Origin of the sequence: Comamonas sp. NyZ500 (assembly GCF_016772095.1) — a bacterium.
Taxonomy (GTDB): Bacteria; Pseudomonadota; Gammaproteobacteria; order Burkholderiales; family Burkholderiaceae_C; genus Comamonas; species Comamonas thiooxydans.
Map to the genome: position 1 here is coordinate 118416 of NZ_JAEIJE010000011.1, position 26675 is coordinate 145090.

Annotated in this window: 25 protein-coding genes; 14 read left to right on the top strand and 11 right to left on the bottom strand. The window is 59.7% G+C overall.

Features of this window, described 5'->3' with window-relative positions:
* Nucleotides 1-69 precede the first annotated feature (69 nt).
* From JAO85_RS16885 to JAO85_RS16915, 7 genes are all read left to right on the top strand, one after another.
* Nucleotides 70-294: a hypothetical protein gene (locus JAO85_RS16885; protein WP_087866335.1), complete on the top strand. Its 225-nt coding sequence runs from the start codon at nucleotides 70-72 to the stop codon at nucleotides 292-294.
* A gap of 449 nt (nucleotides 295-743) precedes the next feature.
* Complete coding sequence (locus JAO85_RS16890; protein WP_144267725.1) at nucleotides 744-968, top strand: hypothetical protein; 225 nt, start codon at nucleotides 744-746, stop codon at nucleotides 966-968.
* Between the two features lie 427 nt (nucleotides 969-1395).
* The gene (locus JAO85_RS16895; protein WP_202788580.1) at nucleotides 1396-2547 is read left to right on the top strand and encodes a cupin domain-containing protein; all 1152 of its coding nucleotides are present in this window, start codon (nucleotides 1396-1398) and stop codon (nucleotides 2545-2547) included.
* Nucleotides 2548-2559: 12 nt separating this feature from the next.
* Entirely contained in the window at nucleotides 2560-3831 is a 1272-nt protein-coding gene (locus JAO85_RS16900) for an HlyD family secretion protein (RefSeq protein WP_202788581.1), read from the top strand.
* A gap of 8 nt (nucleotides 3832-3839) precedes the next feature.
* Nucleotides 3840-5999: a peptidase domain-containing ABC transporter gene (locus JAO85_RS16905; protein WP_052052634.1), complete on the top strand. Its 2160-nt coding sequence runs from the start codon at nucleotides 3840-3842 to the stop codon at nucleotides 5997-5999.
* Between the two features lie 59 nt (nucleotides 6000-6058).
* Nucleotides 6059-7414: a TolC family protein gene (locus JAO85_RS16910; protein WP_370552207.1), complete on the top strand. Its 1356-nt coding sequence runs from the start codon at nucleotides 6059-6061 to the stop codon at nucleotides 7412-7414.
* A 162-nt stretch (nucleotides 7415-7576) separates the two neighbouring features.
* Nucleotides 7577-7783, top strand: coding sequence for a DUF333 domain-containing protein (locus JAO85_RS16915; RefSeq protein ID WP_034359314.1), 207 nt, complete (start codon nucleotides 7577-7579; stop codon nucleotides 7781-7783).
* A 95-nt stretch (nucleotides 7784-7878) separates the two neighbouring features.
* Here the strand turns inward: JAO85_RS16915 and JAO85_RS16920 are convergent, their stop codons facing one another.
* The 3 genes from JAO85_RS16920 to JAO85_RS16930 form a co-directional block, all read right to left on the bottom strand.
* A complete protein-coding gene (locus JAO85_RS16920; protein WP_012839153.1) occupies nucleotides 7879-8961 on the bottom strand; it encodes a metallophosphoesterase in 1083 nt (360 codons plus the stop codon).
* 193 nt (nucleotides 8962-9154) lie between these two features.
* Nucleotides 9155-9658: a dihydrofolate reductase gene (locus tag JAO85_RS16925; RefSeq protein WP_202788583.1), complete on the bottom strand. Its 504-nt coding sequence runs from the start codon at nucleotides 9656-9658 to the stop codon at nucleotides 9155-9157.
* Nucleotides 9659-9781: 123 nt separating this feature from the next.
* Nucleotides 9782-10612 (bottom strand): thymidylate synthase, encoded by an 831-nt coding sequence (locus JAO85_RS16930; RefSeq protein ID WP_172415254.1) that lies wholly within the window; start codon nucleotides 10610-10612, stop codon nucleotides 9782-9784.
* 241 nt (nucleotides 10613-10853) lie between these two features.
* Here JAO85_RS16930 and JAO85_RS16935 point away from each other — a divergent pair, with 241 nt between their 5' ends.
* Nucleotides 10854-11480: a hypothetical protein gene (locus JAO85_RS16935; protein ID WP_003063760.1), complete on the top strand. Its 627-nt coding sequence runs from the start codon at nucleotides 10854-10856 to the stop codon at nucleotides 11478-11480.
* A 64-nt stretch (nucleotides 11481-11544) separates the two neighbouring features.
* On the opposite strand, the gene JAO85_RS16940 is transcribed toward JAO85_RS16935, so the two are convergent.
* Nucleotides 11545-12975, bottom strand: coding sequence for an FAD-binding oxidoreductase (locus JAO85_RS16940; protein ID WP_202788584.1), 1431 nt, complete (start codon nucleotides 12973-12975; stop codon nucleotides 11545-11547).
* Between the two features lie 143 nt (nucleotides 12976-13118).
* On the opposite strand from JAO85_RS16940, the gene JAO85_RS16945 reads away from it, so the two are divergent.
* Entirely contained in the window at nucleotides 13119-14072 is a 954-nt protein-coding gene (locus JAO85_RS16945) for a LysR family transcriptional regulator (protein ID WP_003063758.1), read from the top strand.
* On the opposite strand, the gene JAO85_RS16950 is transcribed toward JAO85_RS16945, so the two are convergent.
* Complete coding sequence (locus JAO85_RS16950; RefSeq protein WP_080746895.1) at nucleotides 14059-14574, bottom strand: DUF2069 domain-containing protein; 516 nt, start codon at nucleotides 14572-14574, stop codon at nucleotides 14059-14061. The genes JAO85_RS16945 and JAO85_RS16950 overlap by 14 nt on opposite strands.
* Before the next feature lie 554 nt (nucleotides 14575-15128).
* Here JAO85_RS16950 and JAO85_RS16955 point away from each other — a divergent pair.
* Nucleotides 15129-16412, top strand: a complete 1284-nt coding sequence (locus tag JAO85_RS16955) for a YhjD/YihY/BrkB family envelope integrity protein (RefSeq protein WP_237734892.1) — start codon at nucleotides 15129-15131, stop codon at nucleotides 16410-16412.
* Nucleotides 16413-16513: 101 nt separating this feature from the next.
* Here JAO85_RS16955 and JAO85_RS16960 read toward each other — a convergent pair whose 3' ends face one another.
* A complete protein-coding gene (locus JAO85_RS16960; RefSeq protein ID WP_003063755.1) occupies nucleotides 16514-16870 on the bottom strand; it encodes a DUF962 domain-containing protein in 357 nt (118 codons plus the stop codon).
* A gap of 252 nt (nucleotides 16871-17122) precedes the next feature.
* Between JAO85_RS16960 and JAO85_RS16965 the strand changes: the two genes are divergently transcribed.
* Nucleotides 17123-17935 carry an alpha/beta fold hydrolase gene (locus tag JAO85_RS16965; protein WP_202788586.1) on the top strand — a complete coding sequence of 271 codons (813 nt, stop codon included), beginning with the start codon at nucleotides 17123-17125 and terminating at the stop codon, nucleotides 17933-17935.
* On the opposite strand, the gene JAO85_RS16970 is transcribed toward JAO85_RS16965, so the two are convergent.
* Genes JAO85_RS16970 through JAO85_RS16985 form a run of 4 tightly spaced genes read right to left on the bottom strand, consistent with a single transcriptional unit; the run spans nucleotide 17921 to nucleotide 22477 of the window.
* On the bottom strand, nucleotides 17921-18808 hold the full coding sequence (locus JAO85_RS16970) for a PoNe immunity protein domain-containing protein (protein ID WP_202788587.1): 888 nt from the start codon (nucleotides 18806-18808) through the stop codon (nucleotides 17921-17923). The two genes, JAO85_RS16965 and JAO85_RS16970, sit on opposite strands and share 15 nt — an antisense overlap.
* A gap of 17 nt (nucleotides 18809-18825) precedes the next feature.
* Nucleotides 18826-19635, bottom strand: a complete 810-nt coding sequence (locus JAO85_RS16975; RefSeq protein ID WP_202788588.1) for an alpha/beta fold hydrolase — start codon at nucleotides 19633-19635, stop codon at nucleotides 18826-18828.
* A 28-nt stretch (nucleotides 19636-19663) separates the two neighbouring features.
* Nucleotides 19664-21163, bottom strand: coding sequence for a DUF4303 domain-containing protein (locus JAO85_RS16980; protein ID WP_202788589.1), 1500 nt, complete (start codon nucleotides 21161-21163; stop codon nucleotides 19664-19666).
* Nucleotides 21164-21178: 15 nt separating this feature from the next.
* On the bottom strand, nucleotides 21179-22477 hold the full coding sequence (locus tag JAO85_RS16985; protein ID WP_202788590.1) for an O-acetylhomoserine aminocarboxypropyltransferase: 1299 nt from the start codon (nucleotides 22475-22477) through the stop codon (nucleotides 21179-21181).
* Nucleotides 22478-22730: 253 nt separating this feature from the next.
* On the opposite strand from JAO85_RS16985, the gene JAO85_RS16990 reads away from it, so the two are divergent.
* A complete protein-coding gene (locus JAO85_RS16990; RefSeq protein ID WP_003053381.1) occupies nucleotides 22731-23183 on the top strand; it encodes a CBS domain-containing protein in 453 nt (150 codons plus the stop codon).
* A gap of 81 nt (nucleotides 23184-23264) precedes the next feature.
* Here the strand turns inward: JAO85_RS16990 and JAO85_RS16995 are convergent, their stop codons facing one another.
* Nucleotides 23265-23531, bottom strand: a complete 267-nt coding sequence (locus JAO85_RS16995) for a hypothetical protein (RefSeq protein WP_003063747.1) — start codon at nucleotides 23529-23531, stop codon at nucleotides 23265-23267.
* 67 nt (nucleotides 23532-23598) lie between these two features.
* Between JAO85_RS16995 and aroC the strand changes: the two genes are divergently transcribed.
* Both aroC and JAO85_RS17005 read left to right on the top strand, forming a co-directional pair.
* Nucleotides 23599-24696 carry a chorismate synthase gene (gene aroC, locus JAO85_RS17000; RefSeq protein ID WP_202788591.1) on the top strand — a complete coding sequence of 366 codons (1098 nt, stop codon included), beginning with the start codon at nucleotides 23599-23601 and terminating at the stop codon, nucleotides 24694-24696.
* 50 nt (nucleotides 24697-24746) lie between these two features.
* Nucleotides 24747-26582: a bifunctional UDP-sugar hydrolase/5'-nucleotidase gene (locus tag JAO85_RS17005; RefSeq protein ID WP_202788592.1), complete on the top strand. Its 1836-nt coding sequence runs from the start codon at nucleotides 24747-24749 to the stop codon at nucleotides 26580-26582.
* Nucleotides 26583-26675 lie beyond the last annotated feature (93 nt).

Consider the following 26675-nt stretch of genomic DNA (forward strand, 5'->3'; position numbering starts at 1 on the left):
ATTATTTGCGTTAAGCTTGATTCTTGCTGATTTTGGCGTTACGGATTTTCCAAAATTGGGAGGGAAGCGATGAATTTTATGGGTGCCACCTGGGTTACCGGAACCTGGGAAAACATGCTAGTAGTGGGTGTTGCCTGGTTCGTGGTTTATTTCGCGCAGTACGGTGCCTACCAACTAATAAGGAAGTTATGGAAAAAAGATTGGGATAAAAAACCAAACCTATTAGTTTTTATATTTATGACATCTACTTCCGGTTTTGCCTCGTCCATGGCTGAGAAGTGGTTATTATTTTGAAAGGAAATGTATGAGAGAACTAACTTGCAAAAGCAGCTCAAGCTGCGAACCCCTAGCATTGGTGAACGTTTGGCATAGTTCACCCCGTCATAAATGGTTCGGAGTTTTTCCAAGGCTAGGAATTAAGAAGGAGTTCACAGAAGCCGGATACATATCTAGTGGAGCAGTCGTTCTCGCTCAGCAAGCTCTGATCTTAGACAATCCTGCTGCAGCATTCCTCAGAATCTCACCGGAAAATATCGCTAATCCGTGCGTGTCGGCAATGATCTGATAGTGGCTGATCTCGCCTATAGATGTGCAGTCTGTTCCTCGTTTCGAGCACCTTGCTCGTCTTGCCAGTCAAAAGTCACTGACGGCGCTTGCTTTTAAACGGCCAATAGCTAAAGAAACTATGAATATACCCTACATTCACAGCAGCCTATTTACCGGTATCTTGAAGGAGTAAATAAATGGATTTTCTTGGCGCTAAATGGCATTTAGGTACCACCTCTCACTTCCTAGTAACACTTTCTATCACACTAATAGTTTTCTTTATTATTTTTGGAGGTTATCAATTACTTGGGAAAATGCAAAAGAAAAATCGAAAAAAGGAACTCAACGTCGGTTTTTTCACATTGACTCTTGCTGTATCGGTTGTTATAGGCCGTTGGGCCGAAAAATGGATATTTAGTTGAAAGGGAATTATTATGAGAGAGCTAACAATACAGGACTGTGAAGTGGTAAGCGGCGGCTTCGGCCCTGTGGGGGCTGGCATTGGTGCAGTGACGGGGGCTACGACATATATTGGTGCCACCATTGGTAGCGGTACCGGCTCGCTTGGCGGGCTACTCAACAGCACTGTTGTAGGTGCGGCTACCGGCTTTTTGTTAGGGCCTGCGGGAGGAAGCGCGATGCAGGTGGGTGCTAACCTGATTATTGGATCTCAGGTCGGCTTCTACACAGGCCTAGCCGGTGGTGTGGTCGAAAGTAGTATAAGCGACCAAGCAGGGACCAACTATAGTGGTACTAACTATCAATAACCCAATGCTTTAAATTTTTCTACGGAGCCTCATCAATTTTTAATTGCACTATTAAAAACAAATAACACTACTCATCATAAAAATGAAAATAGAGCTAGGAATTTCTTCTGAAGACTTTCAAAGGGAATATTTTGGGGTGAAGCCGTTACTGGTGCGCAGTGCATTTTCACCCTCATTGTTTTCTTGGCGTGATGCAAACGGAATTTTTGGACGCTGCAATGTCTTTGCAGAAGATTTCAAACTCTCTCATAATGGGCTTGTCCCTAAGTCCAGGTATGTGGAACGTTACAGAGATATTGGCGATCTTCGTCACCGCTTGATCAAGCCTGTGGTGTACGACTACCTGAGGGATGGGGCAACGCTGATCGCCAATAAAATCAAGAATGAACCACTCATTGACTCGCTTGCAAAACAGATTTGTCGGTTTACGGGACAGCAAGTGGTTAGTAGCATCTACGCTGCTTTCGGTACACGAGATTCCTTCCGCGCGCACTGGGACACCCGCGATGTATTTGCAATCCAATTAATTGGCCGCAAGCGCTGGACTGTTTACGAACCATCGCTGCCCTACCCAATCTACACTCAGCAGAGCAAGGATTACGAGCACGCCTACCCTTGCCCGGACCAGCCTTGTATGGATTTCGTGCTTGAAGCGGGTGATGTGTTTTATCTGCCTCGTGGCTGGTGGCACAACCCTCTTCCCCTTGGTGAGCCGACATTTCACCTATCGGTTGGTACGTTCCCGCCACTTGCCCACAATTACCTGGCATGGGCCGTCGAACAGGCCAAGTCGTATGTGGAACTTCGGAAACCTCTTTCTGAGTGGGACCAGAGTCAAGACACCATCCAGGCAATGGCTAGCCACATCGCAGCCTTTTTAGCCAACTCCGACAATTACCGGAGGTTTCAGGATGAGCATTTAGCGGCTGCCCGCCTCGACTCGTCGTTAGCTATTGAGACTCTGGGCAGTCCAGGCGATACCACTCTGCCCGACGAGCAGCGCCTGCGATTGTGCGCGATTGCATTGCATGGTATGGATAAAAACTACTTAATTGCAAACGGAACCCGAGTAGATTTCGACGAATCAAGTCTTTCAGTAATTCAGTCAATTGCTCATACGCCGGGAATTACAGTCGGTGAATTGTTGTCACAGCACCAAGCCATCGCACCTAAAAAGATTCGATCACTTGTCACTGAGCTTTGCCGCCAAGATGTCTTGGAACCCGTCTTCTAATCGGTGACGGGCATGGCTCCAGTCGATTTTTATCGAAAAGAGGCATCTTCTGCCGAGGTTGTGCCGTGGTTAGGAAAGATCATTCTGACCCGGCCATTATCGTTCACGATGCTTGTCACTCTCGCAGGCACCGTGACCGTCACGCTGTTTGCAATACTGATACTGGGGTCCTATACCAAACGGACAACGGTAAAAGGTCAATTGGTGCCTGTGGGCGGACAGATGAAAGTCTACGCGCTGCAGGCGGGCGTCATTCTAGAAAAATACGTCTCTGAGGGCATGACGGTAGCCCGCGGTGCTCCGCTATATAAGATTTCCAGCGAACGCTACGATGCCAACGCGTCTCCGGTACAAGCGGAAATCAGCAGCCATCTCACGGACCGCCGCGACCTACTGACTGGCGAACTAGAAAAAGCTCGAAAATTGCATGCCGATGAGCGCGACACCTTGGTCAGAAAATTAGCCAGCATATCGCGGGAATCTAAAGCGCTGGAGGCCCAGATCGTCAGTCAGCGACAATTGGTTCACATCACCAAAGATGCTTCGCAGCGTTACCAGGGCTTAGTCGAAAAAGGCTACATCTCTACCGACCAATTTCAGCAGCGCCAGGCGGACCACCTCGCACAGATGAAGGTGCTTCAAGGCTTGGAACGAGAACTTGCCGCGCTAGACCAGCAACGCGTAGAGAGAAGCAACGAACTATCGGGATTGGATCTGCGGCAGGCTAATCAGTTGGCCGCAACAGATCGTCTGATTTCCGCCGTTAAGCAGGAACTTGCTGAAAGCGAAGCGCGAAGAACCGTGCTCATCCGTGCACCCGAGGCCGGAGTTGCGACTGCGGCCTTTGCCGAAGTCGGACACAGCGTTGACAGTGGGCTACCGCTGGTGAGCATTGTGCCGTCAAACACTCAGTTGGAGGCGGAACTGTACGCACCCAGCAAGTCCATCGGTTTCATTAAATCAGGTGATGCGGTCAATATTCGCTATCAAGCGTACCCATACCAAAAGTTCGGCATCTATAAGGGACAAGTCCTGTCGATCTCGCGCTCCAGCATTCCACCGACAGAGCTTGCTCGCACCGTAAACGGAATTCACGGCATGGACAGCAGTACCGAGCAGCTCTATCGCCTACGCGTTGGGCTGTCGGCACGGGACGTCTTAGCTTATGGCCAGCCACGCCCCCTGCAAAGTGGCATGCACTTGGACGCAGACATCATGCAGGACAAGCGACGTCTCTATGAGTGGGTGCTTGAGCCGTTGTTCAGTCTTACGGGCCGGGTGTAGGAGAAGATATGTACGGATTCGATGCGCTCGCGTTGGGCTTTGGCCGACGCCTTCCTGTGGTTATACAAACAGAAGCGGCTGAGTGCGGGCTGGTTTGCCTAGCCATGATCGCCAGCTACCACGGATACCGCGCAGATGTGACGGAATTACGCCAGCGCTTCAGTGTGTCGCTCAAAGGCATGACTCTGGCGCAGATTATGCAAATAGCCCAGCAATTGAAACTAGGTACGCGAGCTCTTCGACTGGAGTTGAATGAGCTGGAAAATTTGTCGTTACCTTGCCTAGTTCATTGGGAATTTGATCATTTTGTTGTCGTCAAATCCGTTAATGGCCGGCACGTGGACATCCATGATCCAGCCTGCGGCGCCCGGCGCATGGCATTGAGTGATTTTTCCAAGAAATTCACAGGAATAGCCTTGGAACTCTGGCCGTCCGCAGACTTTCAAAAAAAAGAAGCTAAGCCCCGGATACGGCTGCTTGGTTTGATGGGGAAGATTAGCGGGTTACGACGCTCGCTAGGCCAGATTCTGGTCTTGGGCTGCGCGTTGCAGGCATTCACCCTCGTTGGCCCCTTTTTAATGCAATGGACCATCGACAATGTAATTGTCAGCGATGACCGCGGCTTGCTTAATACGCTAGTGCTAGCGTTCTCGGCACTGCTCATCTTGCAGATCGTGCTCGGCAGCGCCCGCGCTTGGGCCATGATTCATATGAGCACGCTATTTAGCGTTCAATGGCGAACCAACGTCTTTAGCCATCTTTTGAGATTGCCCAGCCAATATTTTGAGAAAAGGCACTTGGGCGATTTGGTCGCGCGATTCGGATCAGCTGATCAAATCCAGCAGACCCTTACTGCAAGCTTCCTGTCCGTCATTCTGGACGGGCTGATGGCAATCACGACAGTTACGCTGATGTTTGTCTTTAGCCCCCAGCTAGCAATGGTGGTAGTCGGTGCCATGACGATCTACGCCATGATTCGATGCGCCTGGTACACCCCGTTGCGCGACGCTACTGAGGAGCAAATCGTCCATGCTGCTCGACAGCAGACCCACTTCCTCGAAACAATTCGGGGTATCCAAGCAATCAAGCTTTTCCGTCATCTTGATCTGCGACGCTCAGCCTGGTTGAGCCTATTCGTTGAGCAGATGAACGCAGGCATTCGATCTCAAAAGCTGCAACTTTTTTACCAGCAGGCCAATGCGCTGCTATTCGGAGTTGAGAACTTAGTGGTGGTTTGGCTAGGTGCCACCATGGTGATGGACGGGGAGTTCACGGTAGGCATGTTGATGGCTTTTTATGCGTACAAGTCACAGTTCAGCGGTCGTGTTGGTAGCTTAATAGATCGTGTTTTCGAGCTGTTCATATTGCGCCTACATAGCGAGCGCCTCGCCGATATTGCCCTTCATCCTCCAGAGGATGAGACGATTCAAATGGACCGCGAATCAATCGTAAATTTACGCGCAAATATCGAGGTGAAAGGTTTGAAGTACCGCTACTCGGACCAGGAACCTTGGGTGCTTGACGGGGTTGATTTCACCATTGCAGAGGGTGAATCCGTAGCGATAGTGGGACCGTCTGGTGGTGGGAAAAGCACCTTGTGCAAAGTGTTGCTTGGCATCCTGCCAATCGGCCAAGGCAGCATACGTGTGTCGGGGCAGGAAATTACGGCACTAGGAGTCGGCGCATTGCGCGACATTTCCGGCAGCGTTATGCAAGATGACGTGTTATTCGCCGGGACTCTTGCCGAGAACATCAGCTTTTTCTCTCCTGATTCCGACATGGTCTGGGTTATGGAATGCGCAAAAACTGCAGGCCTACACGACGATATTGAATGTATGCCTATGCGATACAGCACTCTGGTCGGTGATATGGGCGCCGCGCTGTCGGGCGGGCAGCGGCAACGACTGCTGCTGGCTCGTGCCTTGTACAAGCGACCCAAGATACTTTTCCTTGACGAAGCGACCAGCCATCTCGATACCGACTGCGAACGTCGAGTCAATGCTGCCGTGAGAGCATTGAAGATTACCTGCATTATCGTTGCCCATCGGCCTGAAACAATCGCCAGCGCCGACCGAGTCATCGTCCTCGCTAATGGCCGCGTCGCAGACCTGCATAGCCATAGTCCATCATCGAACCGGTACGAGGAGCAGCTTTCTTGCGTCGATTAGCCGTTCCCACCCTCTTGATTGCTAGCGCTTGTTCTGCATCTATCTCTGCCGCCCACGGCGTGGGGTCAAAAGCTAATGCGATTGAGTCAATCCAGTTAGCGCTTGAACAGACGTTACACGCTGACCGTGATTCTTGCAGCAGAACCGGAAAAATAGCCACCCCGCTTGCCCTTGCTGAAGCAATAGAACGAAGCCTTTGTCATGACCCCACCCTACGGCAAGCGCTAAGCGGAGCGCAAATGCGTCTAGCTCAATTGGGCCGGAAACGTGCGGCATACCTGCCACGTATCGATGGCCAGTCCGTAAATTCATCGGGTCGTTCGGTGACCTACGAGGATGAGCGTGACCCAATGCGAACGAGCAGCCGGGCGCAATCGGGGGGTCTTAGTTTTAGTTGGGTTCTATTTGATTCAGGCCATAGGAAATCGGCACTAGATGGTGCGCGCGAGCTGCTTGCAGCCGCTAATGCCGACCAAAACGATGCAATGCAGCGTGCATTTTTAGACGCAGCTCAGCTGTATTTTGCGGTGCAAGCAGCGCATCGGCGTTTAACCGCGGCAGAGCAAGTCTTAGCCATGTCCAAAGAGCACTTTGTTGCGGCAAGCGAGAGGCATAAGGCCGGCGCCGCCGCATTGGCCGATCGCTATCAAGCACAGACTGCCTACACCCAAGCAAATCTGCGACGGTCGCGCGAACAAGGCGCATTAGTCAGCTCTCAAGGAGTTCTGGCCTTAAGAATGGGGCTGAGCGCGAGTGATCCTGTGCCCGTCATAGTCGACGAGACGAATTTGCAAACTCATCGTTACGTTGAGCATGTGGATGAATTGATTGCGGTGGCGCGGCAAAAACATCCGGTACTGGTAGCTGCACAAGCGCGCGTGGCCGCCGCTAACGCGGCCGTGGCTGAAGTTAAGGCGCAGGGTCGCCCGACATTGTCATTGACGGGAAATCTGAATAAAGCAAAAAATCGTATGACAGGCAGCGTAGGCGCTGAAAGCAACCGCAAGGAAAGCACGATAGGGCTGCAATTGAGCATCCCAATATTTCACGGTTTCGAGAAAACTTACCAAGTACAAGAAGCGCAAGCGCAAGCGGCCATTCAGATTGCGGCTCTGGATACACATCGGTTGCAAGTATCAACGGATGTGTGGACGCAGCACGCGAGTTTGAAGATGGAAACTGAGAATCTTTCACACACGACACAATTAGTCCAGCAATCGATGAAGTCCTTAGAGATCATGCAAGGTCGATACCTAGCAGGCGTGGGCAGCATGACCGATGTACTCAATGCCATGAGCGCCTATGCAAGCGCGCAAGAGCAACATATCGAAGTTACACGGAGTTGGCAGGTGAATCGCTTGAGTTTGGCAGGCAGTCTTGGCCGCCTGGGATTCTGGGACTTGGGCGACGAATGACTCTGCGGGTCACACACAATAAAGATCTGTTGCCGGCAAGGCTGTCCGCCATGATCTCTCGAGGGACTTCGTTCTTCGCGGGTCTGAAGCCCAATGCGCATAGGCCGGCGTGCAGGGGTTTGCTACATTGAGCCCATGAAACATGCTTCAAGCTTGGCAGGGATGATGATCGTCGTGGCGGCAGCCGGTGGCTGCGCGCAGTCGGTTTCGGTCAATTTTGGCAACCCCTCGGAAGCCAACTGCAAAAAGCAGGGCGGCGTGCTGCGCACCGAGAAGGGGGCGGATGCTGATCGAAATACCTGCGTGCTGCCTGACGGCTCTGCTTTTGAGGAATGGGTGCAGCACGCGCGGCAGCCGCCCGCGAAATAGGTCGAGGCCCAGACCCGGATTCAGGCAGTGGCAAGGCGCTGCTCAGGCCGAAGCTGCCTTGATGCCGCGAGGCCTGGCAGGCGTGGAAGCTGGCTTCAATCGCGCAGCACCACGGAGTGCTCGAAATTTTCCGATATGGCCTGTGTGCCGTCGTCAAAGACCAGTACGCGCTCGGGCCAGCGCATGGCGGCAAGTTTGCTGCGCTGCACCGGGTTGTCGCCGCGCAGGCGGTCTAGCCAGCGGGCACCCACCGAATAGTCCACGCAGAACACATTGCCGCGCAGGCCATGCCATGACAGCGGGGGCGTTGCGCCAAACAGGTTTTCAAACTGCGAGCCATGCGCCGGTGCGTCGGCCGGGCGCAGGCGGCGCCAATAGTGGCCGACGATGACGGCGGGCGCTTCTTCATATTCATTCCACCAGCCCACGCGTTCGACAAAACGCCATTTGCCGCCCGCGTAAAAGGGGTTGCGGCATTCGCGCTCCACGCCGGCCGTCAGCACCTTCAAAGGGTTGACCATGGCCTTGTTGAGTTCGTTCTCGCTATGCGCTTGCAAAAAGGGGGGCTCGTGGCGATAGTCTTCCAGGCTGTAGGGCCAGCTCAGTTCTTCCTGGCGCATGCGTTCGGCCACGCACTGGGCGACGGACTGCTCTTCGGCAATCGTCTCGAAGTGGTCGTAGGCGGCGCGTGCGCTGCCGCTGGGCAGCTGGCGAATCATGGCGATCTGTTCGGGCCTCCAGGCGGCGTGAACAATGCGCAGATCCTCACGCTCCAGTGCGATCGGCAACTGGCCGAGCCGCTCGAGCATGGCGGGAATCTGCTCGGCCGGCATGCGTGCAAAAGGTGCGTACTTGGGCTGGTCGGAGTCGATGCGGCTGTCGAAGAACCAGCCCGAGCCATCCTTGGCATCTTCGCGCAGCAGATTGATTTCGTGGTTGCCCAGCACCGCATGGGCCGTGCCCGAGGCCAGCATGGCGCCGACCAGCGCGAGCACGGAAGGGCTGTCCGGCCCGCGGTCGCAGAAGTCGCCGACAAACACCAGTCGCCGTCCTTCGGGGTGATTGCCCTGCAGGTCGTAGCCCAGATGGCCCAGCAATTGCACCAGCGCGGCGTATTCGCCGTGGATATCGCCAACGATATCGAGGGCGCCAGGAGGCAGGGGCTGGACTAGGCTCATGATGAAGGGCGATAGGCTTGCGGGTTTTGAGGGCTCAGGCTGCAGCAGGCTGCCTTGCCATTGTCATACGGCAGTCATGCAATGAAGCTGACAATTGTTGCAACGCAACACCGCGAAGGCAAGAGAGTTTTGTCTCTTGCCGGACTGCTGGCCGCCCCGTGCGGATGCGATCCCGCACGGCACGAGACAAGGGTCAGCCCCGGCGCTCGAAGCGCACAAAGCAGTAGGGAAGGCCATTGGCGGAGACATGCTCGCTGCGGCTCACGACTTGCCACTGCTCGCCCAGTTCGGGGGCAAAGGCATCGCCTTCGAAGTCGCGGCCGATTTCTGTCACTTCCACGGCATCGGCCAGCGGCAGAGCCTGGACATAAATCTGCGCGCCGCCTATGACCCAGACGTCTTGCGAGAGCTTGCAGCCCAGCTCCAGCGCTTCTGGCAGGCTGGCGGCGCGCAGGACCTGATCGGACGCCGGTTCGGCTTGCCAGTCGGCCTGGCGGGTGACGACGATATTGCTGCGGCCCGGCAGGGGACGAAAGCGCGGCGGCAGCGAGTCCCAGGTCTTGCGGCCCATGATGACGGCGCAGCCCCGGGTCAGTTCCTTGAAATGCGCCATGTCTTCGGGCAGATGCCAGGGCATGGTGTTGTCCTTGCCGATGACGCCGTTGGCTGCGCGGGCGTAAATGAGTTGAATGGCCATAGCTATCAATAAAGAAGCTGCTGGCGCTTGCTATTCATGGACTTCAGATATGAAAGTATTTGAAATCGCAGGATGGCAAGCGCAAGCAGCTTTGATTTTTACAGTGATCCGCAGGAGTGCAGCTCAGACCGCCACAGGCGCCTTGATGCCGGCATGGTGCTGATAGTCCAGCACTTCAAAGTCTTCGTACTCGTAGTCGAAGATGGATGCGGGCTTGCGCTTGATGTTCAGCGTCGGATAGGCGAAGGGCTGGCGCGACAGCTGGGTCTGCACCTGCTCGAAGTGGTTGTTGTAGATATGGCAATCGCCGCCGGTCCAGATGAAGTCGCCCACTTCCAGGCCGCATTGCTGGGCCAGCATATGGGTCAGCAGCGCGTAGCTGGCGATGTTGAAGGGCACGCCCAGGAAGATGTCGGCGCTGCGCTGATAGAGCTGGCAGCTGAGCTTGCCGTCGGCCACATAGAACTGGAAGAAGGAATGGCAGGGCATGAGCGCCATCTGGTCCAGTTCGGCCACGTTCCAGGCGCTGACGATGATGCGGCGGCTGTCGGGGTTGCTCTTGAGCTGCTTGACGACCTCGGCAATCTGGTCGACATGCGTGCCGTCGGCCTTGGGCCAGCTGCGCCATTGCACGCCGTAGACCGGGCCCAGGTCGCCGGTTTGCTTGTCGGCCCACTCGTCCCAGATGGTGCAGCCGCGTTCCTGCAGCCACTTCACATTGCTGTCGCCGCGCAGAAACCACAGCAGCTCCAGAATGATGGATTTCAGGTGCACCTTCTTGGTGGTGACCAGAGGGAAGCCTTCATTGAGGTTGAAGCGCATCTGATAGCCGAACACGCTGCGCGTGCCCGTGCCCGTGCGGTCGGTCTTGGATGCGCCGTGCTCGTACACATGGCGCATAAAGGTTTCGTACTGGCAGCGCACGGGGCGCAGGGTGCAGGTGCTGGAGGTCATGGTGCAAAAAGCGGTCAAAGACTGGCAAAGACAGGCTGTGCTGGCAGCGTACACAAGGTGCCGCAGCTCTTGAAGAGGGTGGGCCCCGAGGGCCGCGATAGCCGAAGTGTGCCACGTGCCGGAGCATGCCGAGTTGCCCGTTGTCAATGACCCGTCCTGCGGCCCTGTCAGACTCAAATCTGCGACAGCTGGCTTCACAATGTCATGGAAAACAACCGAGCCGAACAAGGAGAGTGAGTTCATGTCACGCAATTTTGTGAGCACTGCGGCTGTTGCGCTGGCGATTGCGGCCTTGATGGCTGCCTGCGACAAGACCAAGGCACCATCTCCCACCGCCGCTGCAGCGGATGCCCGGGCAGCGGCTGCTGCGGCTGCAGCCGCCCCGCCCGATGCCATGCCCCAGACCCAAGAGCCTGCTGCCACGGCGCAGATCGAGGAGGCGGCCACGCTCTCCATCGAGGAAGTGCGCGTTCCCCATGTGGCCAAGGACGGCGAGCCAAGCCTGGACAGCCTCAAGCCGCTGCAGGGCAAGTACCGCTGGGATGGCGTGGACTATGTGAAGGACGGCGTGCTGGCCCAGCGGCTGAAGACGCTGATGGGCGGCAGTCAGTACGAGACGCTGCTCAAGAATCTGCAGGCCCTGGGCCCGCTGGAGCCCTCTGCAGGGCTGCTCTATGTGATGGGAAATCGCCAGCACCAAGGGGGCGAGGAAATGGCCGCCGTGGTGATTGATCCCGTGCGCAACGGCTTGCGTGTCTGGTTGCTCAGCGAGGGCAGGCAGACCGTGTTCACCGATGTGGATGGCGCAGACATCCCCTGGCCCAGCGCGGTTGAGAACATGCTGCGCAATATCGTGGCCTCTCGCTAAAGCCCCGGTCAATGCAAAAAGCCCTGCACAGCAATGCAGGGCTTTTTTGTCGGCGATGCCAGGATCAGCCGCGCGTCAGCACCACGCCGGGGTTCATGAGGCCCTGGGGGTCCAGCGCATTCTTGATGGCGCGCATCATCTGCAGCGCAACGGGGGACTGGTATTTTTCGAGCTTGTCCGTCTTGAGTGCGCCCACGCCGTGTTCGGCCGAGAACGAGCCGCCGAAGGCGTCCACGGCCTCGTAGACCAGGTGGTTGACCAGGGCCTCCTTGTCGCGCAGAAAGGCCTTGCCGTCCTCGCCCTCGGGAACCTGCACGTTGTAGTGCAGATTGCCGTCGCCCAGATGGCCGAAGTTGACCAGACGCACGCCGGGAATCTCGCGCTTGAGCACGGCGTCGGCATGCTCGACAAATGCCGGAATGCGCGAGGCTGCGACCGAGATATCGTGCTTGATGTTGAGGCCTTCCTCGGCCTGGGCCAGAGGAATGCTCTCGCGGATATGCCAGAGGTCATGGGCCTGGGTCAGGCTCTCCGCCACCACGGCGTTGACCACGCAGCCGTCCTCAAAGGCCAGCTCCAGCAAGTGCTCGAAGCGCAGGCGCGCATGCTGCTCGGACTCGCTGTCGCTGTTCTCCAGCAGCACGCAATAAGGGGCTTCGTCGCCCATGTCGGCAAAGGGCACGCGCAGTTGCGGCATGTGCTTGACGACCAGGCTCAGTGCGAACTGGCCCATGACTTCAAAGCCCGTGAGTCCCGCACCCAGGTGCTGGTGCGCGAGGCCCAGCAGGCGCACGGCGGCCTCCATGGAGGGCACGGCGGCAAAGGCCGTGAGCTGGGCGGCCGGCTGCGGGAACAGCTTCATGGTGGCGGCGGTGATGATGCCCAGCGTGCCTTCGCTGCCGATGAACAGATCGCGCAGGTCATAGCCGGTGTTGTCCTTGCGCAGGCCCTTGAGGCCGTCCCAGATTTCGCCCTGGGGCGTCACCACTTCCAGGCCCAGGCACAGATCGCGGGTGTTGCCATAGCGCACCACCTGTGTGCCGCCCGCGTTGGTGCCCAGATTGCCGCCGATCGTGCAACTGCCTTCGGCGGCCAGTGACAGCGGGAACAGCAGGCCTTGCTGATTGGCCAGCTCCTGCAGGTTCTGCAAAATGCAGCCGGCTTCGACGGTGAAAGTCAGATTGTCCTTGTCGATATGGCGCACGGCGTTCAGGCGCGTCAGGCTGAGCACGACCTGCCGGCCGCTGTCGTCGGGGGTGGAGCCTACGGAAAGCCCGGTATTGCCGCCCTGGGGCACGATCTGCACGCCGGCTGCGGCGCAGGCCTTGACCACGCCGGCCACTTCGGCCGTGTTGCCGGGGCGTACCACGGCCAGGGACTTGCCGTGCACGCGCTTGCGCCAGTCCTGTTCGTAGGCGCTGAGGTCGCCGTCGGTCAGCACATGGGGAGCGCCCACAATCTGGCGCAGGGATTCAAGCAAAGCGGTGGAAGTCATGACAAGCAGGCCGCAGCAGGGGCGGCAGAGAGGGAGAACAGACGGAAATCCTAAGCCACGCACGGGGCGGCGGCAGGAAAACCATGAAGCTGCAAGCGTAGAGCATGGCAGACTACGGGACAATCGAAATAAATTGCTTGGTTATGCCAGTTTTTCCGAATAATGTCAGCCTGCGCCAATTGCGTGCCTTTGACGAGGTGGCGCGCCAGGGCGCGTTTGCCCCCGCGGCACGCGAGCTGTGTCTGACGCAGTCGGCCCTGTCCGAATCCATTCGCCAACTGGAAGATGCCCTGGGCCTGCGGCTGTTTGACCGCACCACGCGAACCGTGGGGCTGACGGCCGCTGGCCAGGCCTTTTTGCTCGATGTGCGCCAGGCCTTCGAGACGCTGGAGCAGGGCTTTCAGAACCTGGGCGATCTGGCCGCACTGCGCCGCGGCAAGGTGCGCATTGCAGCCGCTCCGTCGGTGCTGGCCGTGCTGCTGCTGCCGGTGCTGCCGGCCTTGAGGGTCCGGCATCCGGGCATCGAGGTGGACTTGATCGAGGACAGCGCCGAAGGCATTGCCCAGCGCGTGCAGGCCGGCAGCGTGGATTTCGGCGTGGGAGCGGCACATCCGGCCGGCGGCGATTTGCTGACCCAGCCGCTGATCAGCGATGCCATGGGGCTGGTGGCCAGGCTCGATGAGCCCTTGCTGCAGGCCAGGCGGCTGACGGCGGCCGATCTGGCCCGGCTGCCCCATCTGGCTTTTGTGGGCCTGACCACCGACACCGCCATCAGCCAACTGCTGGCTTCGGCACCGGGCATGCCGCAGAACCTGCTGCAGACACCGCTGCGCCTGTCCAATCCGCAATTGCTGTTCGAGGCCGTGAGTCTGGGCCTGGGCGTCAGCATCGTTCCGGCGCTGACGGCGCGTCACCCTTCGCTGGGCCTGCAGGGCGATCTGGGCTTTCGCCTGCTGGACGAGCCGCGCATTCTGCGCCGCACGCTGCTGATTCAGCGCCCGCGCCGTGCGCTGTCGCCGGCTGCGCAGCTGCTGTTCGATGCGCTGGCGGCGCAGGTGCGGACGCTGGCGCAGTTTGAAGGCATCACGCCTGATTGAGCCGGGCCGCCTTGACGGCACGCTGGCGCAGGCGCACATGGGCTGCGCAGGCGATGAAGAGCAGCACACACAGCACCACCTCTGCCAGCGCCAGCCAGCGGCTGGGCGCGGCATCGCTCCAGGCCCGCACCACGCCTTCGGTGAAGTACAGCCAGACCAGCAGGCTGAGCCAGCGATAGGTGTACATGCGGCGCTTGAGCAGGCCGATCACGGCGAACGCCAGCGGCAGGGCCTTGAGAAACAGCCAGGTGCCGCCCTCGCGCAGCGGTGCCAGCCACAACTCCCAGGCCACGCACAGCAGCATCAGTGCCAGCAGGCTGCCCACGGCCAGCCAGCGCGTGGCGGCCACATCGGAGCCGGGCTGCTGGATTGGTGAAGAAGTGTTTTCGGCGGCTTGGGGCGAGAGGGCGTCGGTCATAGCAGTGGCATCATATCGGTCATGCCAGCTCTGTTTGAATCCGGTCGTTTTGTTTTGCGTTCTGCGCTTGATGTTGCGCAGCACCCGTCCTCCTTTTGCGTTCGTGAAGGAGTGCCGTCATGAAGAAAAACGAGCGTGCCGGCTTTTGGGCTGCGTTGGAAGGCAAGGCGCAGCAAGCCAGGCCGGTAACGGAAGATCGGGACCGTGTGGTATCACCGGCGTCGACAGCCGCAACTGCTGCCGCGAACGTTGCCGCCGAGCCCAGACAGGTCGAGCAGCGTCAGGAACCCAGCCTCGATGGTCCGGGCCTGCCGCTGGAGCCAGTGTTCGAACCCATGCCCGATCTTGGCAACGACCTGGCTCGGCCCGAACCCGTGCCAGCTTCTGCTCCTGCTCCTGCTCCATCGCCTGCGGCGGCATTCAGCACGGCAGCTCAGGGCTGGACCAGCTATTCCACGCCGAATACGACGCCAGCTCAGGAACAGAAAGCGGTGCATGCTTGCGTTTCAGGAGTGATCGACAGTCCTGACGGCGGCTCGGAGCGCGTTGCCGAGAGCCCGCGCAGCCGCAAACTCGACAAGGCCAGGGCGCTGGCAGCTAGCTGCAAGGATCTGGCCGGGCGTATCCCCAAGCCCCAGATGCCCAGCCAGCAGGAGCTCAAGACTGCCTTGCGCCGCAGGAGTCGCCGTGCGCAGCAGCGCCTGCGTACCTTCCCCTGGCACAACACGGCCCAGGTGCTGCTGGCGCGCTTCAAGGAAGACCGCCTGGGCGTGACGGCCAGCAGTCTTACTTTCACATCGCTGCTGGCGCTGGTGCCATTTTTTACCGTGGCGCTGGCCTTGTTCACGGCTTTCCCGATCTTTGGCAAGGCGCAGAAGGTGCTGGAGCGCTGGCTGATGGACAGCCTGATTCCCGAGACCATTGCGCGCCAGGTGCTGGGCTATCTCACGCAGTTTGCCTCCAAGGCCAGCCAGCTGGGCCTGGTCGGCTTTTCCATACTGATGGTCACGGCCATTGCGCTGATCCTGACCATAGACCGCACGCTCAACAACATCTGGCGCGTGCGCCAGCTCAGGCCGCTGGGCCAGCGCGTGTTGATCTACTGGGCCGCCATCACGCTGGGGCCGCTGCTGCTGGGCCTGAGCCTGGTGCTGTCGTCCTATGTGATGTCGGCCTCCAAGGGCATGGTCAATGCGCTGCCGGGCAGCCTGCGCTTTGTCTTTGATTCCATAGAGTTCGTGGTGCTGGCCGCCGGCATGGCCGGGCTCTACCACTATGTGCCCAACACGCCTGTGCGCTGGCGCCATGCCTTGGTGGGGGGCGTGTTTGTGGCCGTGCTCATGGAAGTGGCCAAGAAGGTGCTGGGCCTGTATCTGTCGTCCGTGCCGACCTACTCGGTGATCTACGGCGCGTTTGCCACGCTGCCCATCTTGCTGATCTGGATGTATGTGGCCTGGAGCATTGTGCTGCTGGGGGCTCTGGTCACGGCCTATCTGCCCACGGTGCTTGCCGGGGTGGAACGGCTGACAGGACACCGTGGCTGGCAGTTCGAGCTGGCCGTCGAGGTACTGCAATGCCTGGCCAAGGAGCGCGAGTTGCCGCACAAGGGCCTGTATGTGCACCAGCTTTCGCGGCGCCTGCGTGTGGAAGCCTCCCAGATTCAACCCGTGCTGCAGGCGCTGGCCAAGCTGGACTGGGTCGGGGCCGTGCAGCCGCCCGATGCCTATGTGTCGCTTGAGAGCACCGAACCGCGCTATGTGCTGCTGGTCGATCCGCATGCCACGCGGGTCGAGCCCCTGGTGCAGAGCCTGTTGCTCGAGCCCTCAGAGGCCGTGCGGCCGCTGTGGCAGCGTGCCCAGCTCGATGCCATGACCGTGGCCGAACTGATTGCGGCGCCTGGAGGCAATATTCATAGAGTTTGATGGCGGTGGGCGGATATCTATGAATATCTGCATTCAAGACCGGACAGCCGATTCGCTGCCCGCAAAGCAGGCCAGCGGGCGCGCTTCAGAGGGGAGTGGCGCTACATCTTGATGCGGCCCAGCAAGATGTCGCGCCACATCATCCAGTCGCCGAGAAAGCTGTAGAGCGGGCGCTTGAAGCTGGCGGGCTTGTTTTTCTCAAAGCCGAAATGCCCCACCCAGGCAAAGGCATAGCCGCAGATCAGGCCTGCGAGCAAATACCACCAGTCGCCCGTCAAAAACAGCGCCAGCAGAAACACCAGGGACAGGCTGGTGCCGATGAAGTGCAGCCGTCTGCAGGTGGCGTTGCTGTGCTCGCCCAGGTAGAAGGGATAGAACTCGGCAAAGCTCTTGAACTGGCGCGGGTCCACGCTGGCTTTGACAGCGTCGTCCGGTTCTGAGGTCGTGGTCTGTGACATGGCGAACCCCGGTGAAGTTGATGCTGTTTTTATACTGCCGGCAGCATGGCCAGGCCAGCGGGTTAGCGAGTGCTGGCAAGTTGCGGCCGGAGGTCTTCGTCACCTGAACGACAGGCTATATACGGTAAGACTGCGCAAAATCGGCCAGATTCGCCATCTTTGAGGCCACTCCAGCTTCTGGCTAAGCTGCCATGAGCGTTCTCTTGCTAAGGTGGCAGTACACCTCATCGCCATTCAACCCAGATCCTGCCCATGTTTGACGACACCATGCCGCCCGTTGTGATCAGCTCCAGTGAAACCCGTGTTCAGACGCCCGACGGGCAGCTCCATGTCAAACGCTGGCAAGCGCAGGGCGGGGCGGCCAAGGCGCCGCTGGTGCTGATGCACGACTCTCTGGGTAGTGTCGATCTGTGGCGCGAATTTCCCGCGCAGCTGGCCGCGGCCACCGGGCGTGAAGTCATTGCCTATGACCGCCTGGGCTTCGGTCATTCGGACCCCAATCCGCATCGGCTTCAACCCAGTTTTGTGGAAAGCGAGGTCGAGGCCGGCTTCGCGCCGCTTCATCAGGCGCTGGGCCTGGGCGATTTCGTGATGCTGGGACACAGCGTGGGCGGCGGCATGGCGGCGATGGTGGCAGCTGCGTATGGACGGCAATGCCAGGCGTTGATTACCGAATCGGCCCAGAGCTTTGTCGAAGACCGCACCTTGCAGGGCATCAGGGCGGCGCGAGACAACTTTGCTCAGCCCGGTCAACTGGAGCGGCTTGCCCGCTACCATGGCGACAAGGCGGCCTGGGTGCTGTCAGCCTGGGTGGACACCTGGCTGAGCCCGCCTTTCGCGCATTACCGGCTGGATGCGGCCTTGAAACAGGTGCATTGCCCGGTGCTGGCGATTCACGGCGAGCTCGATGAATTCGGCTCCCTCGTGCATCCGGAGAACATCTGCACCTGGGCGCAGGGCCCTTGCGAAGCGGAAATCATTGCCGGCGGCGGCCATGTGCCGCACCGCGAGCTGCCCGAGCGCATCAGCAGTCGCATCGCCGGTTTTCTGTCAAAAATCGCCTGACTCTGTTTGAGCCAGGCGCCCGCGGGCGTAGTCGACCAGATCGGCCGGGTAGTGCGGGCTGCTGCGCAAAGCGCTGTCATCCCAGTCATAGAGCACGGCCAGGGCGGCCACCTCCAGCGCCCAGTAGCCCGTGCCCAGCCATGGACTGCCTTTCTTCTGCTGCTTGGGCGAGAGCTTGAGAAACTCCTGGTACTGGGTTTGCAGGTAGGGCAGCAGCGGGTCAGGCAGGGCTTCGAGCTGTTCAAAAAAAGGCTTCATGGCGCCGTAAGGGCGTTTGTGGAAAAGCTCCTCGCTGACCTGCTGCAGCTGCAGACCGCCTGCGCACAGATAATCCAGCAACTGGTCCGTATCGAAGGCCAGCACATGCTCATCAATCGCCGGTACGTCATCCTGTGCATCCAGCAGCGTGGCCAGCGACAGCAGGGTCACGGCAACAGCGTAGTCGTCAGCGCGTGTGTTGATGGGCGCACCTACGCCATAGTCCTCGCCAGTCTCCTGCGCCATGCTGGCGCGTGCATGCTCGGCTACCGAGGCGGCATCAATCCACAGCGCGACGACTTCCTGGTAGATGGGGCGCAGCACATCGCCGCAGAGGCCCAGATCGATGCCATAGATCAGCAGCCAGCGCGCCTGCTCGCCCATTTCCTTCCATTTCCAGTAGTTCTCCAGCGCGGCATGTGCCTGGAAATCCTGGTGAGCTTTATAGCTATCGCTGTTGGCAAAGCGCTTGAGCGCGCTCAGTGCTTCCTTCCAGTCGGCTTTTTTATCGCTCAGATTGAGATTGCGCCGGGGCTGCAAACCGGTCAGTGAAATCTTGGCCCATTCGGCGCAGGCGGCAGCCAGTTGGCCGTGGTGCTGGAAGGTTTGGCTCATGGCCCAAGCTTAATGGCTCATGCAGCCAGAAAATCCCGAATCGCAAACAGCGTCGCGTCGGGCGACTCCGTCATCTGGTTGTGGCCGTTGGGAATGATCTGCACGCTCACCGTTTTGCCCGCGCCTTTGGCGGCCTCTATCAAGCCTTTTGCAGCCTTGGGTGGTGTCATCTGGTCTTGCTCGCCCAGCACAAACAGAAGCGGGCAACTGACCTGCGTCATGGCCGCTTCGCCGCCCGCATAGCTGTCACAGGCCTTGAAGCCGGCATGCAGCAGATTCGTGTGAGCGTTACTGGCCAGCACGCGGCGGCCCAGGGCCATGCCGGCGCCAAACACCCAGCTGCCTGCGCCATTGGGCGGTGCCAGCGTGGCGCGCGAGAAGGTGTTGACCATCTGGATGGCTTTCTCGGGCGTATTCAGGGCCGACTCCAGCAGCGCGGGCGAGACCTTCATGGGAAAGGCCGTGCCCACCAGCACCAGATGGCTGATGCGGTCCCCCAGCCTGGCCGCGGTCTCCATGGCAATCAGGCTGCCCCAGCTATGGCCGATCAGCGCAGCTTGCTGCAGGTTTGCCGCATCCATCAGCGCGCCTATGAAGGTCGCAGCTTCTTCGACAGTTTGCGGGGCCTGGCCGCTGCTTTTGCAATGGCCAGGCAAATCGATGGCCAGCACGTTCCAGCCGTGATTGGCCATGTAGCGGCTTTGCAGCGCCCAGACGCTGTGATCGCAGAGCACGCCGTGGATGAAAATGGCCGTGGGCTTGGCCGCGTCGAAAGCCTTGCCGCCGGTGTAGGCATAGATGTCTGCGCCTTGCACATTGATTTGCATGTTTGTCTCCGGTTCTGTTCTTTGTGACTCAGCAGTGTTCATTCAGCCATTGCTGAGCCAGTTCGCGTATGTGGTCACTGGCATCGTGTTCAGCGGCATGCTCAATCGTGGCGCGCTGCGCTGTGCCGGCTTTTTTCCAATACCGCAGGCCCAGCATGGCCTGATAACGTACGCCTTCGTTGCGGTCGTGACTCAGGGCCTGTGCCAGTACAGGAGTGATGCGCCTGCCCGCGGCGGCCCCAAGGCTTCGCTCTCCCATGATGCAAGCCGCATGAACGCGCACCAGAGCGTGAACGGACTGCAGAGCGAGCAGGGCTTGCTCCAAATCCTCAACCCTAAGGCTGCAATAGCCGGTTCCGGGTGATAGCTCTTCATTCAGCGCCCGGGTCAAGGCCGGATGCTTGAGGTTCAGTGCCCGCTCCAGTGGCGCGTAGTCAAGGTGCAGGGCCGTGGTTCCTGGCTTGCTGTTCCAGGCGCGGTAGGGGTAGGCAATGCCTTGCGCGATTCTGTCGACAGGCACGGCCGTGGCGCCTATTTGCTGCTGCAGCCATTCCTGGTCACCTAGCGACCCCAAGGCACTGGCGCACCAGCCTCGCTCGCTCTCTTCCCTGGGGCTGTGGACGGGGGCCTGAACCTGCTGACGCAGTGCAGTCAGTACCTGTTCGTCCCGGTAAGCCATCTGGGCCTGCAACATGGCCGCACGCCACTGTTTGCCAGGCCGAGTCAGCATGGGCAGCAGCGCATGAGCCACCTGGCTGTGATCCATGGCAAGCAGCGCAGTCTCGGCCTCTTCCCCCAGCAATTGCGCCTCTTTTGGGCTCAGTCCAAGTTCCGGGCACCCGATACCTTCAAGACAGCTCAGATGGTATTGCAGCTGTTGAGCGGGGGAGAGTGCGGCAACTCTGGCGCGTCTTTGCGCTTGCTGGTCATGGCCGGGAAACAATGCGAGAAAGCGTGCCTCCCCCATGCTCTCGCGTGCCATGGCTTCGCATTCCTGAGTGTCTTCCACATAGATCAGCACCGCAAACTCTGGAGTGAGCTGGCCGGACCAGGGCGATTTTTGGCAGGCTTTGGTCAGTTGCTTGCAGATGCGGATCAGCGCCTTGATCAGCTGCGCCTCGGTACGCAACCAGTGGGCAGGCGTGCTTTTATTGGCCTCGGCCAGCAAGGCTTGTTCCAGTTGCTCCAACTCCTGAGAGTCCGAGGCCGAATCCAGCTCCTCCCATTCCCAATCCGGCGGGTTCCAGCGCAGACTGCCCAACTGGCCGGTATCCAGGTCGAATTCGGACAAGCGACCCTGCGGCTCGGGGGCATTCACCATTTGTGAATAAGCCTGCTCGCTATTGGCAGACAGCGTGGGCAGGTAAATGGGGCCGTCCTCCTCGCGGTACAGACCGTTCAGTGCCAGTGCGTAGATGCTTTCCTGAGGGTTCGCGGCCAGGAACGCCTGAGCATCTTGCCAGTAGATGCTGAATAAAGTCTGTTCAAACTGCTTCCAGTCCAGCGATGCAGAAGTTGTGGCAACCATGTTTGTTCAGGTCTCTCAGGCTGCTTTCTCGGCCGCCTTCAGCGCGCGCTTGAGGTCGTCGATCAGGTCGTCGGCGTCTTCCAGGCCGATGGACAGCCGTATTGTTCCCTGGCCGATACCTGCCTGAGCCAGGGCCTCGTCGCTCATGCGGAAATGCGTGGTGCTCGCAGGGTGGATTACCAGAGAGCGGCAGTCGCCCACATTGGCCAGGTGGCTGAAGACCTTCAGCGTCTCGATGAACTTCTTGCCCTGGTTGCGGTTGCCGGCAATGTCAAAGCTGAACACCGAGCCGGCGCCGCGCGGCAGCAGCTTCCTGGCCAGAGCGTGCGAGGGGTGGGTCTCCAGCATGGGGTGGCCCACGCGACTGACCAGCGGGTGGCTGGCGAGGAACTGCACCACTTTCTCGGTGTTGCGCATATGGCGCTCCATGCGCAGCGGCAGGGTCTCTATGCCTTGCAGGATCAGCCAGGCGCTGTGCGGGCTCATGCAGGCACCGAAGTCACGCAGGCCTTCGCGGCGCGCGCGCAGCAAAAAGGCACCGGTGGTGGACTCCTCGCTGAATACCATATTGTGAAAACCGTCATAGGGCTGGGTCAGCTCGGGAAAGCGCCCCGATTTTTCCCAGTCGAAGCTGCCGCCATCGACGACGATGCCGCCGATCACCGTGCCGTGGCCGGACAGAAACTTGGTGGCCGAGTGGTAGACGATGTCCGCGCCATGCTCGAAAGGCTTGATCAGCCAGGGCGAGGTCAGCGTCGAGTCCACCAGCAGCGGCACGCCGGCTTCGTGGGCGATCTGGCTGACCGTGGGAATGTCCAGCACATCGAGTCCGGGGTTGCCCACGGTCTCGCCAAAGAACAGCTTGGTGTTGGGGCGCACCGCAGTCTTCCAGCCATCGATGTCGCCTGGCTTGACGAAGGTAGTCTCTATGCCGAAGCGCGCCAGCGTGTAGTGCAGCAGGTTCTGCGAGCCGCCATACAGGGCCGTGCTGGCCACGATATGGCTGCCCGCGCCCATCAGCGTGGCAATCGACAGATGCAGCGCCGCCTGGCCGCTGGCCACGGCAATCGCGCCCACGCCGCCTTCCAGGGCCGAGACGCGTTGCTCGAGCACTGCATTGGTGGGGTTGGAGATGCGGCTGTAGACGTGGCCGGGGCGCTCCAGATTGAACAGGCTTGCCGCGTGGTCGCTGGATTCGAAGACAAAGGACGTGGTCAGGTGGATGGGTACGGCACGTGCGCCGGTGGCGGGGTCGGGCTGGGCGCCTGCATGCAGGCTCAGGGTGTCAAAGCCGGGGTCAGAGTAGCCGGGCATGTTTTGTCTCCATGGCTGGTTTTGATCGACGCAATGTGTGATCGAGCACGCAATCAAATATCGATTTGGTCGGATAGACGAATGAATATGTGGAAATTCATATGTTTCGTCATTGATTTAGTTTTTCTCAATGCAAGCCATTGTGGGCTATATTTGTGCACGCACCTGCATTCTGTGCAAAGCGATGCCGCATGTGCTGACACATGCAGGACAAAAGCTGCCACAGCGTGCCAAACAGATTCGGAGAACAGCAATGAAAGTTAGTGACATCCTGCGCGTCAAAGGCAATACCCTGTACACGGTGTCGCCCGACGAAAGCCTGGCCGCGGCGGTGCAGGTGATGTCGGAGAAGGACATTGGCTCGCTGGTCGTGATGGATCACGGCGATGTGGTGGGCATGCTCACCTTCCGCGAAGTGATCCAGGGTTTTGTGAAGACCGGCGGCGTGGAGAACATCTCCGTGCGCGGCGCCATGGACGACGCGCCCATGACCTGCACCATGGAAACCGATATGGACGAGGTGCGCCGCATGATGCTGGACCGCCATGCGCGCTACATGCCCGTGATGGACAAGCGCATGCTGATGGGCGTGATCTCGCTGTACGACGTGGCCAAGGCCGTGGTGGACAGCCAGAACTTCGAGAACCGCATGCTCAAGGCCTATATCCGCGACTGGCCCGAAGGCGAGCGCCAGGGCGCCGAATAAGCCAGCTTTTGTTGCAGACCCCGCCTAGGCGGGATTTTTCATGTCCAGCCTGATGTGCTCTGCAGGCGACGCAGCGCTGCCTTATGGCTGTCGGTCGGCTGGGCTGTGCGGGCTCTGCAATACAGTCGTTGGCGGCTTTGCCTTGCGCAGACCCTTGAGCAGCAGCCCCACAAAGCACAGCAAGGCGACACCCAGGCCCACCATCATGCCGATCACGGCCTTGCCGTAGCCGCAGGCATACTGGCCCGCGCAGCGCGACGGTGCAAATTCGAAGAACAGCAGACCGCCGACGCCGCCGATCACCACGGACACCAGGGCCGAGGCCAGAATAAACGCAAGTTTGAGCATGGTGAAAAGACTTTAGGCAGGACAGTGTGCAGCCGTCAATCATCACTTCAACGATAATCGGCAGCCTATGAGCGGCAATACCTTCGGCACAATTTTCACGGTCACCAATTTCGGTGAGTCCCACGGTCCGGCCATTGGCTGTGTGATTGACGGCTGCCCTCCGGGCATGGCCTTGAGCGAGGCGGACATCCAGCATGATCTGGATCGACGCCGCCCCGGCACCAGCAAGTTCGTCACGCAGCGCAACGAGCCCGATGCCGTGGAGATTCTCTCCGGCGTCTACAAAGGCAAGACCACGGGCACGCCGATTGCGCTGCTGATCCGCAACACCGACCAGCGCAGCAAGGATTACTCCAATATCGCGCAGAGCTTTCGTCCCGGTCATGCCGACTATGCCTATTTCCAGAAGTACGGCATCCGTGATCCGCGCGGCGGCGGTCGCTCCTCGGCACGCCTGACGGCGCCCACCGTGGCTGCGGGTGCCGTGGCCAAGAAGTGGCTCAAGGAAAAGTTCGGCACCGAGTTCCGCGCCTGCATGACCCAGATCGGCGAGCTGCCCATAGGTTTCGAGAGCTGGGAGCATGTGCCGAACAACCCCTTTTTCGCGCCCGTGGCCGATGTGAGCCGCTTCGAGGAATACATGGAGCAGCTGCGCAAGAGCGGCGATTCCTGCGGCGCGGCGCTGCGTGTGAACGCCAGCAATATGCCGGTCGGCCTGGGCCAGCCCCTGTATGACCGCCTGGACGCCGACATCGCCTACGCCATGATGGGTCTGAACGCCGTCAAGGCCGTGGAGATCGGCGCGGGCTTTGACAGCGTGGCCCAGCGCGGCACCACGCATGGCGATTCGCTGAGCCCCGAGGGTTTCCGCAGCAATAACGCGGGCGGCATCGTGGGCGGCATCAGCACCGGCCAGGATCTGGAAGTGCGCATCGGCATCAAGCCCACCAGCTCCATCATCACGCCGCGTGAGTCCATAGACGTGCACGGCCAGAGCACGGAAGTCATTACCAAGGGGCGCCACGACCCCTGCGTGGGCATCCGCGCCGCGCCGATTGCCGAGGCGCTGCTGGCGCTGGTGGTGATGGACCATGCGCTGCGTCACCGTGCGCAGAATGCCGATGTGGATTCCGGCCTGGCTCCGATTCCTGCCTCGGCCAGCTGACATCACCTAGACCTTTTTGTGCGTTAAAACCTCTGACTCAGGAGAGTCTGATGGTTGCAACTGACAAAAAACCGGATCAACGCCAGTCTCGCGCCCTGTCGCCAGACTGGCGTTGTGCTTTTCGCAAGGTCTCCGCTCCTCTCTGCGCTACGCTGCTCGCATTGGGCTTGAGCGCATGCAGCGGTGGTGTGACAAGGCCTGCCAGCATGGAGATCACCGTGCTGGGCTTCAATGACCTGCACGGCCATCTGGAGCCGCCCGGACTGGCCGTGACGGCCCAGAACGCGCAGGGACAGAACATTGCCGTGCCCGCTGGTGGCGTTGTCTACATGGCCCGGGCCATCGCCCAGCGCCGCCAGGCCAGCCGCCATGTGGCGCTGGTCACGGCCGGGGACATGATCGGGGCCTCGCCCATGGCCTCTGCGCTGTTTCTCGATGAGCCGACGATAGAGGTGCTCAACCTCATGAGGGTGGACTTCGCGGCCACCGGCAATCACGAATACGACCAGGGCGTGGCCGAGCTGCTGCGCATGCAGCATGGGGGCTGCGAGAAGTTCACCAGCAAGCAGCCATGTCAGATCAGCCAGCCTTTCAGGGGTGCGCAGTTCCCGTTTCTCGCGGCCAATACGCTACGTGAAGACGGTCGGCCGCTGTTTCCGGCGACCGGGGTGAAGTTCTTCGAGCAAGACGGTCTGCGCATAGGCGTGGGCTTCATCGGCATGACGCTCAGGAACACGCCGCATATGGTGCGGCCCAGCGGGGTCAGGGGGCTGAGGTTTGCCGACGAGGCACAGACTGCCAATGCGCTGCTTCCACAGCTGCGTGCGCAGGGCGCCGATGTGATCGTGCTGCTGATCCATGAGGGCGGGGCCACCACTTCGGGCCTGCAGGACGATAGCTGCCAAGGTCTGTCCGGGGCCATCGTGCCGATTCTGGAGCAGCTCTCCAGCGAGGTCGATGTGGTGATTTCCGGTCACACCCATCGCTCCTATATCTGCGATTACGCCAGGGTGAATCCCCGCAAGCCCTTTTTGCTGACCAGCGCCGGCCAGTACGGCACGCTGCTGACCGAAATCCGGCTCTCGGTGGATGCGCGCACCGGCCGCGTGAGCCGCAAATCGGCGCACCAGACCATCGTGCAGGGCGAGGGCTATCGCAGCGTTGGCGGCATGGTGAGCTTGCAGCCCGAGTTTGTAGTCTTTGATGCCGATGCCGAAGTGGCGGCGCTGGTTGCTCGTTACAAGGCTGCGGCCAGGCCGCTGGCCGAGGCCGTTGCAGGCAGGCTTGCCGGACCTGTCAGCCGCATGCCGCAAGCCAATGGCGAAAGCGTGATGGGGCGCATCGTGGCCGACGCCATACTTGCGGCCACGCGCGATGCTGCCGCGGGCGGAGCGCAACTGGCGTTTGTGAACCCCGGCGGTGTGCGCGCCGACCTGCTGCCCGCGGCCGACGGCAGCGTGAACTATGGCCAGCTGTTCAGCGTTCAGCCGTTCGGCAATACGCTGATGGTGATGAGTCTGACGGGCGAGCAGATTCGCCAGGCGCTGGAGCAGCAATTCGAGAGTGGCAGCAACACCGTGAATGCGCCGCGCATTCTGCAGGTCTCCGAGGGCTTCAGCTACCGCTTTGACCGTCGCCTGCCCGCGGGCCGGCGCGTGAGCGAGCTGCGCCTCAACGGTCGGTTGCTCGAGATGTCACAGCGCTACCGCGTGGGACTGCAGAGCTACCTGGGCAGCGGCGGCGACAATTTCAGCATTTTCACGCAAGGCATCGACGTGGTGGGCGGCATGCTGGATCTGGATGCACTGGCGGAGCATGTACACGAACAAAGCCGCAGCGGGCCGATGGCGCTACCTTTGAAGGAGCGTGTTACGCGCGTTCATTAAGGAAATCAGATAAAAACTTGTCTGATTTCCTTTTAGATCAGGCGCTAGATGCTCATTAGTTCATAGCTGATGCCTGCCATCAAGCGCGCAAAA